General features: G+C 55.3%; 13 protein-coding genes. 9 read left to right on the forward strand and 4 right to left on the reverse strand.

What is annotated here, in order from left to right; translation table 11 throughout:
* Positions 1-113: 113 nt before the first annotated feature.
* Positions 114-701, forward strand: a complete 588-nt coding sequence (locus TR2A62_RS17125) for a TetR/AcrR family transcriptional regulator (protein ID WP_009160865.1) — start codon at positions 114-116, stop codon at positions 699-701.
* Here TR2A62_RS17125 and TR2A62_RS17130 read toward each other — a convergent pair.
* On the reverse strand, positions 698-1,609 hold the full coding sequence (locus TR2A62_RS17130) for a pirin family protein (RefSeq protein WP_009159935.1): 912 nt from the start codon (positions 1,607-1,609) through the stop codon (positions 698-700). The two genes, TR2A62_RS17125 and TR2A62_RS17130, sit on opposite strands and share 4 nt — an antisense overlap.
* 185 nt (positions 1,610-1,794) lie before the next feature.
* Between TR2A62_RS17130 and TR2A62_RS17135 the strand changes: the two genes are divergently transcribed.
* Positions 1,795-2,739, forward strand: a complete 945-nt coding sequence (locus TR2A62_RS17135; RefSeq protein ID WP_009159122.1) for an NAD(P)-dependent oxidoreductase — start codon at positions 1,795-1,797, stop codon at positions 2,737-2,739.
* A 56-nt stretch (positions 2,740-2,795) separates the two neighbouring features.
* Entirely contained in the window at positions 2,796-3,272 is a 477-nt protein-coding gene (locus TR2A62_RS17140; protein WP_009160207.1) for a hypothetical protein, read from the forward strand.
* Here the strand turns inward: TR2A62_RS17140 and TR2A62_RS17145 are convergent, their stop codons facing one another.
* Genes TR2A62_RS17145 through TR2A62_RS17155 form a run of 3 tightly spaced genes read right to left on the reverse strand, consistent with a single transcriptional unit; the run spans position 3,273 to position 5,935 of the window.
* Entirely contained in the window at positions 3,273-3,863 is a 591-nt protein-coding gene (locus TR2A62_RS17145) for a TadE/TadG family type IV pilus assembly protein (protein ID WP_009157557.1), read from the reverse strand.
* 3 nt (positions 3,864-3,866) lie between these two features.
* The gene (locus TR2A62_RS17150; protein ID WP_050761103.1) at positions 3,867-4,502 is read right to left on the reverse strand and encodes a TadE/TadG family type IV pilus assembly protein; all 636 of its coding nucleotides are present in this window, start codon (positions 4,500-4,502) and stop codon (positions 3,867-3,869) included.
* Positions 4,499-5,935, reverse strand: a complete 1,437-nt coding sequence (locus TR2A62_RS17155) for a TadE/TadG family type IV pilus assembly protein (protein ID WP_009158013.1) — start codon at positions 5,933-5,935, stop codon at positions 4,499-4,501. Before TR2A62_RS17155 ends, TR2A62_RS17150 begins: the two co-directional genes overlap by 4 nt.
* A 375-nt stretch (positions 5,936-6,310) precedes the next feature.
* On the opposite strand from TR2A62_RS17155, the gene TR2A62_RS17165 reads away from it, so the two are divergent.
* The 6 genes from TR2A62_RS17165 (at position 6,311) to TR2A62_RS17190 (ending at position 13,301) form a co-directional block, all read left to right on the forward strand.
* Positions 6,311-7,741: a Glu/Leu/Phe/Val dehydrogenase gene (locus TR2A62_RS17165; protein WP_009157888.1), complete on the forward strand. Its 1,431-nt coding sequence runs from the start codon at positions 6,311-6,313 to the stop codon at positions 7,739-7,741.
* 142 nt (positions 7,742-7,883) lie between these two features.
* The gene (locus TR2A62_RS17170) at positions 7,884-9,137 is read left to right on the forward strand and encodes a sarcosine oxidase subunit beta family protein (protein WP_009160353.1); all 1,254 of its coding nucleotides are present in this window, start codon (positions 7,884-7,886) and stop codon (positions 9,135-9,137) included.
* Positions 9,138-9,156: 19 nt separating this feature from the next.
* Complete coding sequence (locus TR2A62_RS17175) at positions 9,157-9,555, forward strand: hypothetical protein (protein WP_009159506.1); 399 nt, start codon at positions 9,157-9,159, stop codon at positions 9,553-9,555.
* 47 nt (positions 9,556-9,602) lie between these two features.
* Complete coding sequence (locus tag TR2A62_RS17180) at positions 9,603-9,866, forward strand: sarcosine oxidase subunit delta (RefSeq protein WP_009158265.1); 264 nt, start codon at positions 9,603-9,605, stop codon at positions 9,864-9,866.
* Positions 9,863-12,790, forward strand: a complete 2,928-nt coding sequence (locus TR2A62_RS17185) for a sarcosine oxidase subunit alpha family protein (RefSeq protein WP_009160817.1) — start codon at positions 9,863-9,865, stop codon at positions 12,788-12,790. Before TR2A62_RS17180 ends, TR2A62_RS17185 begins: the two co-directional genes overlap by 4 nt.
* Complete coding sequence (locus TR2A62_RS17190; RefSeq protein ID WP_009159606.1) at positions 12,783-13,301, forward strand: sarcosine oxidase subunit gamma; 519 nt, start codon at positions 12,783-12,785, stop codon at positions 13,299-13,301. The genes TR2A62_RS17185 and TR2A62_RS17190 overlap by 8 nt, the downstream gene beginning before the upstream one ends.
* Positions 13,302-13,321 lie beyond the last annotated feature (20 nt).

The following is a 13,321-nucleotide window of genomic DNA, read 5'->3' on the forward strand; positions in this document are numbered from 1 at the left end:
AATGGCAGGTCCGCTATTGGGTCTGTCTGCAGATTAGGCTTGCGAGCGCGTAGGGGCAAGGGCAGGTTGAGGGCGTAAAGCAAACAGGCGGGATTTTCGCCGAGAGGTGCGGCATGGCACGCAAAACGGGATCACACTCGCAAATTACTGGCCCACGGGTCCGCGAAGCCGCGTTGCGCTTGATTGCGCGGCATGGGTTCGCAGCTGTTTCCATGCGCCAAATCGCGGCCGAGGTCGGAATTCAGGCGGGTGCGCTCTATTCTTATACGCCTGATAAGCAAACCTTGCTGTTCAATCTGATGCGCGAACATATGGACGCGCTGCTAAACGATTGGGCGGCAGTCCAAAAGCCCGAGGGCGGTATGGCTCAACTAGAGAGCTTTGCGCGGTTTCACATGGGCTATCACCTTCCGCGCCCCGATCTGGTGTTCATCTCTTATATGGAACTGCGCAATCTCAGCCCCGAGAATTTCGCCGTGATCGAACAGCTGCGCAAGACCTACGAGACCGAAGTCGAGCTGATCCTCAAACGGGGCCAAGAAGACGGCAGCATTGCGACCCAAGACGCCAAGATCACATCTCTTGCGATCATCGCGATGCTGACGGGCGTCTCTACATTGTACCGCCAAGATGGTCGGCTGCCTGAAACTGCAGTTGCAGACCTATATTGGGATTTGGTGCGAAAATCCGTGGCGCCCTAGTGCGCGGGCTTGATGAATGTGCCGTTGTTCAATTCTTTGACGGCTTGGACCAGTTCGTCGCGTGTATTCATCACGATGGGGCCGTGCCAGGCGACCGGCTCTTCGATCGGTGCGCCGGAAATGAGCAGAAACCGCATTCCGTCTGGTCCGGCCTGAACTGTAACCTTGTCGCCGTTTCCGAAGCGAACCAATGTACGATCACCTGACATGTCGCGAATGTTCAGCTCTTCACCCATGACCTCTTTTTCGAGCAACACGCCTGATGGGTTTGATGCGTCCACAAATGCTCCAGCCCCTTCAAAAATATAGGCAAAGGCACGACGGTAGGTGTCGATCTGAAAGGTTTTGCGCACGCCAGCGGGTACAGTCACATCTAGGTATTGAGGGTCTGCCGCAATGCCGTCCACCGGACCTTTTTTACCCCAAAACTCACCTGTGATGATGCGCACGGCGACACCGTCATCGTCAATGACGGTCGGGATCGCACCGGCTGTCACATCTTGGTAACGTGGCGCCGTCATTTTTTGTGCGGCTGGCAAGTTACCCCACAACTGAAAGCCGTGCATCTGTCCGCGCGTGTTTCCGTGGGGCATTTCTTGGTGCAGAATGCCGGACCCTGCGGTCATCCATTGAACATCACCCGCACCCAGCGAACCGTTATTTCCAAGGCTGTCAGAATGATCAACCGTACCATTCAGAACGTAGGTGATCGTCTCGATCCCGCGGTGAGGATGCCAAGGGAATCCTTTCTCGAAATCTTCGGGATGGTCGTTGCGAAAATCATCAAACAACAGAAACGGATCCATCTCGCTTGGATCTTGGAACCCAAAGGCCCGATGCAGTTTAACACCTGCACCTTCCATTGTTGGTGTGGCTTGGCGGGTTTCCAAAGTGGGGCGTAGTGACATGATCTGTCTCCTTTGATCTGTACCTAATGATCCAGCGGGTTTGGGGCAATTGCACAAACTGTGCAGACGAACATGGATTTGGTGCGGCGCTGCACATGAAAAATTGCACTCTAAGCGTCGCAAATAGACCTGACGTTTCCAGCGAAACCCGTTTGTCTGGGTAAAATATTGCGATGGAGAGCAGGATGAAAGTTGGATTTATTGGACTAGGAAATGTCGGGGGCAAACTCTCGGGCAGCTTGCTGCGCAACGGGGTTGATCTGGTTGTTCATGATCTGAATTCGGAACTGGTTGCCGATTGTGTGGCACGTGGTGCCCAAGACGGAGGGTCGCCTGCTCAGATGATGCAAGACTGCGACGCCGTCATCACCTGTTTGCCGTCACCTGCTGCATCGGACGCTGTCGTCAGCCAAATGATGCCCCATGCGACGGCTGGCAAAATCTGGATGGAGATGAGCACAACAGACGAAGCCGAAGTCAAACGATTGGGAAGCCAAGTGATTGCTCAGGGCGGTGCAGCGGTTGATTGCCCGGTCTCTGGTGGGTGCCACCGTGCCGATACAGGCAACATCAGCATCTTTGCTGGATGTGATCGCGCGACGTTCGAGAAAATTCTGCCTTTGCTCACCGTGATGGGCCGCCGCGTGTTGCACACTGGCGATCTGGGATCTGCGTCCGTTCTCAAGGTTGTGACGAATTTTCTAGCCACTGCGAACCTGATTTCCTGCGCCGAAGCGCTGACTGTATGCAAAGGGGCCGATATGGATATGGGCGTCGCTTACGAGGCGATCGCGATGTCATCGGGCACCAGCTTTGTTCATGAAACCGAAAGCCAAGTCATCTTGAATGGCAGCCGCGATATTTCGTTCACCATGGATTTGGTAGCCAAAGACATCGGCCTGTTCCAAGAGGTTGCTGATCGCGCTGGCGTCGAGCTGGAAATGAGCCCGCTCATGATCAACATCTTCAATGATGGTATCGAGAAATACGGACCCCGCGAATTGTCCCCCAATATTATTCGCCGTCTCGAAGATCGTACCGGATTGGACGTTACAGCACCGGGCTTTCCGCCAGAGATGAAAGATGATGAACCAGAAGAGCGTGGCGCCGAGATCGTCGTCCGTCGCTAGTATTTTCGCGGATAGCGCGATATGAGGCAGTCACTTGATGACAAAAGGCTGCCCTGATGACCACTGACGCTCCACTCGCTACTCTGACCGCCTCGGCTCCGCGCCGTATATTTGCTTGTGCGGTTTTGATTTCGTTGGGGGCGATGCTGGTCTATCTCGCCTTTTCGACGGCTCCATCGTTTGGCTGGCGGATCTTCTTGCTGGCGTTTGGGGCGGGTGTCTTGTGGATCGCGGAACGTTTGCGCCGTGCCACGCTAATGGTCATCACCTTTGATGAAACAGGGGTGTGGGACAATACCGGCGAAATGATCGCTGAAACGGATGATATTCAGGCCGTCGAACGCGGTGTGTTTGCGATGAAGCCGTCAAACGGGTTTACGCTTGTTCTGAAAAACCGTCAGAAACGGCGCTGGGCGCCGGGGATGTTTTGGCAGTCAGGTCGTCGTGTTGGTGTCGGTGGTGTTACTGCTGCAGGGGCCGCAAAATTTATGGCCGAACGCATCGCGACCGAAATCGCGCTGCGTCAGAGCTAATTAGCAATCGACGACCGGAGCGTCGTCACCACCCCAGTTGTTGCTCAAATTGCCTGGTTGTTCCCAGCAAACCTGTGGCGCAAAACGGGGGCGTGTCACCACATGGTTGTAGATCGTAAAGGGCTCAAGTCCGACGTTGAATGACGGCATGAAGTCGAGCCAGCTTTCAAACAGGATGACAACTTCGCCATCTGGCATCACAGGCAACTGGTTGTGTATCTGTGCCAACGACGTGGTGTTCAAGACGCCAACTCCGCCACGTTCTTTGGACCAGTTAACACGGTACTGATTATTGCCCGCGTCAAACCGCACCATGGTGAGGCGGATGCGCGCTGTGTTCGGGGATTCTGTCATAAAGTTAAACAACTGCTGCATCGACATCATGTAGGTCGGGTTCACATAGTCCAACTCGCGGCTTAACAAGTCCGAGAACGTATAGGTTGCTTTGGTCGCGTTGGCCTTTGTGCGGTAGGCATCAAAGAACACAAACATGGCCAAATAGGTCCACACCAGCATCGGGGCCACAAGCGCCATCTCGACGGACAAGCTGCCGCGTTCATCATGGTGGAATGATTTGAGGTACGACCACATAACTTAGGGCTCCATCACAAAGGCGGAGTAGGCGATCAATGGGATACCGCTCTTTTTGATTAACGGAACACCATTGGCGTCGCGCATAATGTCGCCGTTCTCATTTGTTCTCGGGACCAGCTTGCCGTTTTCATCGACCAAAAAGCGTTTGCCCAAACCGACGGTTGGAAAGAACGGGTCGATCAACGCGCACACGCGCAAGACCATAAGCTGGTTCTGAGTGCCTGACGTGACTTCACGAGCAGGGACCGCAGGATCATCACGGTCGCGGCAATCTGCAACCGTCGGGATCAAAGTCAGAGAACGCGGATCAATTGGCCGCATCTCAACTTTTACCTGATTGACGCAATCGGGAATGATGCTAGCCGTGCTGCAGATCATGTTGGTTATCTGAGCTGCGCCGACTGGACCCGGTGACGTCGTTCCCAAGCGGATCGCACGTACGGCCAAGTCGGTGCCGCGTTCTAGCATCACTTGGCGTGTCATGACGAGGCCAACCTCAATCGATGTCGCAACCAGCACGATGAACACAGGGAACAGGATTACAAACTCGACGCTTGAACTGCCGTCTTCGTTCTTACGAAAGCGAACGACAGGGGCAAGCCAATCTGCCACCCTAGATTTGAGTGCCTGGATCATAGGACCAGTCTCAGCTGGTTGATCTGACGTGCAATCGACGCAAACGCTTCGCTGAGCTCGACGCCTTCCACACGGAAGAAGTGGCTAGGCGACGACGCACAGTCCAGCATTTCGCCAGCAGCATGGTTCGAGACCTCAAAGCCGATTGTCCAAACTAGGATGCCTTCAGCTTTTGCAGCGTCACAGATCGACTGCAGCATGGTGTCGGCTTGGGTCGCTGTGAACTTCTTGTAGTAGTAGTTCTGGTCGATATCACGATCGATGTAATTGTTAGTAAAGAAGAACAGTTGGTAACGATCCCAGTGCGCAATCTGCGACGGGGTAGAATAGAATTCGTCGCTGATACGGTAGGTGTCTACGTTTTGACCATCTGTCATCAGAACAATCGTCTTGAGCGTCTCTGGGTCGTTGTAAGCGACAGGACGACCAGCGAACTCAGGGTCTACTTTGTTGTTCGCAATCATGGCTGTCACGATCGGACGGAAGGTCGGGTCAAGCATCGACACACCCCATTTCATCCCAAGGTGGATCGCCGTGTTTGCACGGGCTCGTAGGCTTGTCACTGTACTCTTGAGCGATGTCGCGTCCTGGCTGAACGGAACGATCCGCTCATAACTCTGCATTGGACAACCTGGGTTGTTCACGTAGCTCGAAGACCAGCCGTATTGGAAGTGCTGCATCTGCTTATAGGTCCGGGTCGACACAGGCGGAACATCCAGAGCTGCCGTGTTGAAGTCGGCTGGTTCAAAGTCGATGCAATGCGAAAAGTTGTGCTTTTGGTCTACCGTCAGCTGATCAAAGATATCTGGCCCTGCGTTCACCTGCGCAGTGTAGGGAATAATATTGAGCGAGATCAGATCCTCTGTTTCTGGACGGATCACTGTATCAATGAATGTATGGGAGGCGGTCCGCAGTGTGCTCAACTTGTTGTTGCGGCCCATCGAGCCTGAAATATCTACAACAAGCGAAATCTCTACGTTGGATACACGTTCCTCTGCGGTTGCGTCGCCGCGGATCGCCAATTCGGTTTGACCCGACAGACGCATAAAGGTCGTTGGCATCGTCATGTTGCCTTGGGCGCTGATGATTCTGTAGTTCAGGCCTTGGTCGACAGTCGTCGACGTCAAAAAGCTCGAGAGTCCGGCTTTGGCGAAATAATCGGTGACAACCGCTGCGGGCGATAGTGTCTGGTCCAGATCGGCTGCAGCGAGAACGGCGCGATCTAGCGTACCTTGAAGGCGCGCGCGGTGTGTTTCGTAACGCATGAGGTCCAGCGCCATACCAGCGGTCAGCAACATCAACACAAACATAAACAAAGAGAAGATGATAAACGCACCATCTTCGTCTCTTGCGAACTCTTTAACAAATCGCTTGGCCGAGCGCGTGGTGCGTGCGGCATTCCACACCTCTTTCAAGGTCACAGCGTGTTTCATTTCAATCCCTTCACAGCCCCAAAAAAAGGGGCATTGGCTGGACGACGCACTTGTCGCCAAGGAAGTTTTAATCAGAGCAGGGTGTTCAAATTTGGGCGAGAGAGGTTCAATCTTGGCGGAAGTTTGTCAAACTGTGCTCGTTTTCGCGTCAATCGGCCCCTTTGGCGGGGGATTGGACACAAATTTCACAAAAATTATAAATTGAGACAGAAAGGCTCAATGGAACGTTAACCAATTGGATGCTTTTTGGGATCCGAAACAAAAAGTTTTTAAAGTGATGAAAATTTGTGCGTTTTCCGGTGGCTTTTGTTTCGCTGCTGCGCTTTGATAACAACGTGCGGGCATTGGCGCGCACCGTCATTGCAGGAGGGCCAGATGGCCGACATCCAAGAGCCGAGCTTTCGTGAATCCGTTGATATTATGGTCAAGCGCGCCATGGCGCTTATGGATCTTCCGCCGGGTCTAGAAGAAAAAATCAGAGTATGTAACGCGACCTATACGGTCCGTTTTGGCGTTCGTTTGCGCGGCGAAATTCAAACGTTTACAGGGTATCGGTCGGTCCACTCCGAACATATGGAACCTGTGAAAGGCGGAATACGCTATTCACTAGGCGTACATCAGGACGAGGTCGAGGCGCTCGCTGCGCTGATGACCTACAAATGCGCGCTGGTTGAGGCGCCGTTTGGTGGGTCCAAAGGCGGGCTTTGCATCAATCCGAACGAATATGAAGAGCACGAACTTGAACTGATTACGCGCCGCTTTGCGTATGAGCTCGCGAAACGTGACCTGATCCATCCATCACAAAACGTCCCCGCTCCCGACATGGGCACAGGCGAGCGCGAAATGGCGTGGATTGCGGACCAATACAAACGCATGAACACAACGGACATCAACTCGGCCGCGTGTGTCACCGGTAAACCGATCAATGCGGGCGGCATCCAAGGCCGGACCGAGGCGACAGGTCGTGGTGTCCAATATGCATTGCAAGAGTTCTTCCGTCATCCTGAAGACATGAAGGCTGCCGGCCTAACAGGTAATCTTTCTGGCAAACGCGTTGTCGTTCAGGGCCTCGGCAATGTGGGCTACCACGCGGCCAAGTTTCTTCAGGAAGAAGACGGCTCGAAAATCATTGGCATTATCGAACATGATGGCGCACTTTTCGATGAAAATGGACTTGATGTCGAAGACGTGAGGGCTTGGATTGGTGAACGCCGCGGTGTGACCGGCTATCCAAAAGCCACGCACACGACTGACGGGTCCAGCATTCTCGAGGTGGATTGCGATATCCTGATCCCTGCGGCGCTCGAAGGGGTGATCCACATGGGCAACGCGGCCAACGTCAAGGCGCCTTTGATCATCGAGGCAGCGAATGGACCTGTGACGGCTGGGGCCGATGACATCCTGCGCGAAAAGGGCTGTGTGATTATCCCTGACATGTTTGCGAACGCAGGTGGTGTGACCGTCAGCTACTTTGAATGGGTCAAAAACCTGAGCCACATCCGGTTTGGACGCATGCAGCGTCGCGCCGAGGAATCGCGCCACCAGTTGGTTGTCGACGAGCTCGAGCGTTTGTCCAAGGACAGCGGCATTGGTTGGGAACTGAGCCCTGATTTCAAAGAGCGCTACCTGCGAGGCGCAGGCGAGCTCGAGCTTGTCCGGTCAGGTCTCGATGACACAATGCGTGCGGCGTATCAGTCGATGCGAGAGGTCTGGCACAGCCGCGACGATGTCACGGACTTGCGCACCGCGGCCTATCTGGTTGCAATCGGCAAAGTGTCAGCAAGCTACCGCGCCAAAGGTCTCTGACCTTAGGCACAAAACCCTATCATTGAGGCGGCTCTTTCATCAGAGCCGCCTTTTTCGATCTGGCGGTCGGGTTTTTCGAAATTGACGCATTGAACATCCAGTGATGCGGTGCTTTTCTGCCTCGTAAGGGGAGACAGGGCAGATGACCTATTCAGGGTTCCGCGTAATATCTGAAGCGTTGCGAGGTCAGCGCGGCTGGAAGCCCGTTTGGCGCACGCCGGATCCCAAACCTGAATACGATATCATCATTATTGGCGGTGGCGGGCACGGGTTGGCGACTGCCTATAACCTTGCCCGCGAGCATGGGCTCAAGAATATCGCCGTTCTGGAAAAGGGATATCTGGGCGGTGGCAATGTCGGGCGCAACACGACGATCGTGCGGGCCAATTATTTCCTCGATGGCAACTCTGAATTCTACTCACATTCGCTCAAGCTGTGGGAGAATATGGAGCAAGAGCTGAACTATAATACGATGATGTCGCAACGCGGCATCCTGAACTTGTTTCACTCGGACGGTCAGCGCGATGCGTTTGCGCGTCGCGGCAACGCGATGATCAACCAAGGCGACGACGCAGAGCTGCTAGATCAAAATGGCGTTCGAGACTTGGTTCCTTATCTCGATTTTGAAAACACGCGTTTTCCGATCTATGGCGGCTTGTTGCACAAACGGGGCGGCACGGCGCGGCATGACGCTGTTGCTTGGGGCTACGCTCGTGGTGCGGACCGGCTCGGAGTTGACCTAATCCAGAATTGCGAAGTCACTGGCATCGATATCGAAAACGGTGCCGTGCGCGGTGTGCAAACCACACGCGGAGCCATCTGCGCAAAAAAGATCGGCATGGTCGTGGCGGGTCGCTCTAGTCAGGTCGCCGAAATGGCAGGGATGCGCTTGCCGATTGAGAGCCACGTCTTGCAGGCGTTTGTGACCGAAGGCCTGAAACCTGTGATTGATCAGGTGATCAGTTTTGGCATGGGCCATTTCTATATCAGTCAATCTGACAAGGGCGGTCTCGTCTTTGGGGGTGATCTTGATTTCTACGCCTCATACGCAGCGCGCGGCAATTTGCCGATGAAAGAGCATGTGATGGAGGCGGGCATGACCCTGATGCCCATGATCGGCAAGGCCAAGGTCTTACGATCTTGGGGTGGCATTATGGATATGACGCCTGACGGATCCCCAATCATTGACCGTACAGATGTTCAGGGTCTCTATATTAATTGTGGCTGGTGCTATGGTGGCTTTAAAGCTGTACCGGCTTCGGGCAATGTTTTTGCTCATTTAATGGCCACTGACACCTACCATGACGCGGCTACTAAATTTAGGCTCGATCGGTTCCGAACGGGTCGCAATCTATTGGACGAAGAGGGCACAGGCTCTCAACACAACCTTCATTAATCACTTTTTAGGAAACCTTATGACCTTTTCTGCATTCTTCAAAAGCGCACTCCTTGTGGCGGGCCTTGGCTTTCTCGCGGCTTGCGAGCCCATTCCACAACAGGGCACGCCGTGCCCATCGGAACTGACGTGCCAGTTGGCCCAAGCGGTCGCGCAAGATATTGATCGCGAGCGTGGACGTGATTTTGCACCTGGCTTCAAATTGTCCCGCGCCGTGGCGATAGGCCCGACAGTTTTGATGGATATCAACGTAGGGCTCGACCAAGCGATCATTCCGGCCGATGAGCGCGCCGAAGTGAAAAAGATTGCGGCTGCGGCGTTTGCGGAGGGTGTCTGCGAGGGCGACAGCCGTGAGTACAGACATTCTTTGATGTGGCTGGTGGGTTCCGTTTGCGTCTCTTGGACGTTAACCGCGTGACCTTTGTTGATGTGGTCCTTCAATCTTGCAGAGGTGGCTAAGCCCGAATGCGTATCCCATGTCCTATCTGTGGCGATCGTGATCGTCGGGAGTTTTACTATCAGGGCGACGCTGTCGCCCTGAACCGCCCTGACCCTGATGCGGGCGAGGCAGCATGGGACGACTATGTACATTTGCGTGATAATCCGGCGGGGATCACCCGTGATCTGTGGTGTCATGAGGGAGGCTGTTCGGCGTGGATTGTCGTCACTCGGAACACTGCTACGCACGAGGTGATCAAGGCCGAGCTTGCGCGAAAGGCCACGAAATGAGGCTGGTTGGAAAGGGACATATTAACCGCGCCAAGCCAGTGGCCTTTACCTTTGATGGTACGGCTTACCAAGGCTTTGAGGGTGATACTTTGGCCTCTGCTTTGTTGGCCAACGACGTGCGTTTGGTCGGGCGGTCGTTCAAATACCACCGGCCTCGGGGCATTCTGACCGCAGGAAGCGAAGAGCCAAACGCGCTTATGACGATTGGCCGCGATGCACGCGCCGAGCCGAATGTGCGCGCCACAGTCCAAGAGCTGTTCAATGGTCTCGAGGCACGGTCGCAAAACGCTTGGCCGTCGCTGCGTCACGATGCCATGGCGATCAACGATTTGCTGTCACCATTTCTAAGTGCCGGTTTTTACTACAAGACATTCATGTGGCCAAAAGCACTTTGGGAAGGTCTATACGAACCGTTCATTCGAAACGCTGCAGGTCTTGGTACGCTGAGTGGCAAGGCTAATCCGGATCTCTATGAAAAGGCATTCGCCCATTGCGATGTTCTGGTGATTGGTGCGGGTCCTGCGGGCCTGATGGCTGCGCTTAGTGCGGGTCAAGGCGGCGCACAGGTCATTCTCGCTGACGAAGACAGCATGATCGGGGGGCGTTTGAATGCCGAGACGGGCTCGCTTGATGGCTGGTCTGGGTCGGATTGGGCGGCTTCGACGCGCGCCCAACTAGAGGCGATGGACAATGTTCGGATCATGCCACGCACAACCGTCACCGGTGCATATGACCAAGGCACTTACGGTGCGCTCGAACGGGTGAGCAAACACCGCGCACGTGGTGGCGAGGCGCCACTCGAATGCTTTTGGCGGATCGTCACAAAACGCGCTGTTCTGTGCGCTGGAGCAATCGAACGGCCCGTGGCCTTCCCGAACAATGACAGACCCGGCGTGATGATGGCCAGCGCGGCGCGTGCCTATGTTAACCGCTGGGGCGTGGCCCCTGGCGCGCGCGTAACGGTCTTTGGCAATAACGATGACGCGCACCAAACTGTGCATGATCTGCTGGATGCTGGCGTCGACGTTGCCGCCCTGATCGACAGCCGCAAGGACGTATCATTGAATGCCGATGTTCCGGTTTATGCAGGTGGACGGGTCACCGCGACCAAGGGGCGGCACGGACTGCAAGAGATCACAGTCGCGAATTCAAATGGCACGCATGTGATCCGCACGGATTGCCTTGCTATGTCAGGAGGGTGGAACCCGTCAGTGCATCTGACTTGTCACATGAATGGTCGGCCGCAATGGAACGAAGACATATTATCCTTTGTCCCAACCGCGGGCGCCGTACCCGGTATGACGGTTGCAGGCGCCGCTGCTGGGCAGATGGACACGGCAAGCTGTCTCGCAAGCGGTGCGCAGGCGGGTGCGGCGGCGGCAACCGATCTGGCATTTAACGAGAAACCGGCTCCACTCCCCGAGGCCGAGGCGAAAACATATGCGATTGGCCCCCTTTGGTCAGTCGAGGGCAAAGGCCGCAAATGGCTCGATTTTCAAAATGATGTCACGGTCAAAGATATCAATCTTGCGGCCCAAGAGGGCTTTCGCTCGGTAGAGCATATGAAGCGGTACACGACGCAGGGGATGGCGACGGATCAGGGCAAGAACTCGAACGTGTCAGCCCTGGCGGTCCTCGCAGATGCGACGGGTCGCGGAATTCCCGAGACGGGGACGACAACGTTTCGACCACCGTATTCACCTGTCTCTATCGCATCGATGGGGGCCGGCGGGCAGGGACATGGATTTGCGCCCGAACGTCTGACAACCAGCCACGCCGCGACGATCGCGCGCGGTGCCCCAATGATCGAAGCGGGCCTTTGGTATCGCCCTTCGTATTTTCCTGCGGTGGGCGAGACAACTTGGCGCGAAAGCTGCGACCGCGAAGTCGGCTATGTTCGAAACGCGGTCGGTGTCTGTGATGTCAGCACCCTAGGCAAGATTGATATCCAAGGGCAAGACGCTGCTGCGTTGCTCGATTTGGCCTATACCAACATGATGTCCACGCTCAAAGTCGCGCGGGTCCGCTATGGCCTGATGTTGCGCGAAGATGGTCATGTTTTAGATGATGGAACCTGCGCACGGCTGGGCGATCAGCACTATGTCATCACTACGACGACTACGGCTGCAGGTCTGGTGATGCGGCATCTCGAATTCATCCGTCAGGCCTTGCGCCCGGACTGGCGTGTCAGCCTTGCAAGCGCGACGGAACAATGGGCGCAGTTCGCCGTTGCGGGCCCCAAGTCGCGAGAGCTGCTTAGTAGGTTTCTCGACAGCACGATTGATGACGAAAACTGGCCCTTTATGGCCTGCGGCAATGTCGAGGTCGCAGGTGTCTCAGGCCGTTTGTTCCGCATCTCCTTTTCTGGTGAACATGCCTATGAAATCGCAGTTCCTGCCAGATACGGTGACAGCCTCTTCCGACTTTTGACCGCGACCGCAGAAACGATGGGCGGTGGTCCTTACGGGATGGAGGCGCTCAACGTATTGCGGATCGAAAAGGGTTTTATCACCCATGCGGAAATCCATGGGCGCGTGACGGCCTTTGATATCGGGATGGACCGGATGGTGTCGGTCAAAAAGGATTGCATCGGCAAGACGATGGCGGCTCGTGTCGGTTTGGTCGAGGATCGGGACGAACTGATTGGCTTGCGCCCTATCGCCTTCGATGGCGAACTGACGGCCGGTGCGCATCTGTTTGAACGCGGTGCCGACGCGACGCGTCAGAACTCTGCGGGATACGTCACCAGCGTTTGTTATTCCCCAACGTTGTGCCAAAATCTTGGCCTAGGTTTCTTGCGCGACGGGCGCGACAGGATGGGTGAAACCATCCGGCTTGTGGATCATTTGCGTAGTGTTGAAACGCTATGCGAGGTCGTGAACCCCGTTTTTTTTGATCCAGAGGGGAGGCGTGTCCGTGGTTAAGCTGATTGCGAAAACACCCTGTGCCGATCTTTTGCCTTTCTCTTGGGGCGGGGTGTCTTTGATCGAACAGGTGATTGATCAAATGCACTTGGTCGAGCCATTTAACGGGACCTCGGCTGCTGGTCTCACGCTTCCTCGCATCGGGCGCAGCAATGGGGGCAAAGACGCCCGCATTTTGTGGTTTGGGCAAGGGCATTGGATGGTACATGGTCCCGCCCCACGGCCCGCTGATGCCGCCGTTACGGATCAATCAGATGCGTGGGCATGTGTGACGATTGTCGGCGCAACTGCACCTGACGTTTTGTCGCGCCTTGTCCCAGCGGACATCACCGCACTTAAACGTGGTGATGTGATCCGCACGCAGATCCAGCATATGAACGGCGCGGTCCATTGCACGGGCGACAACAGTTTCGATCTCTATGTCTTTCGTTCGATGGCTGGGACATTGGTGCATGAGCTGAAAACCGCGATGCGCGGTGTCGCCGCGCGCGAGGGACTCTCGACTCTCTGAACGCGCTGAGCGATATTGTC

Origin of the sequence: Thalassobium sp. R2A62 (assembly GCF_000161835.1) — a bacterium.
Taxonomy (GTDB): Bacteria; Pseudomonadota; Alphaproteobacteria; order Rhodobacterales; family Rhodobacteraceae; genus Thalassobium.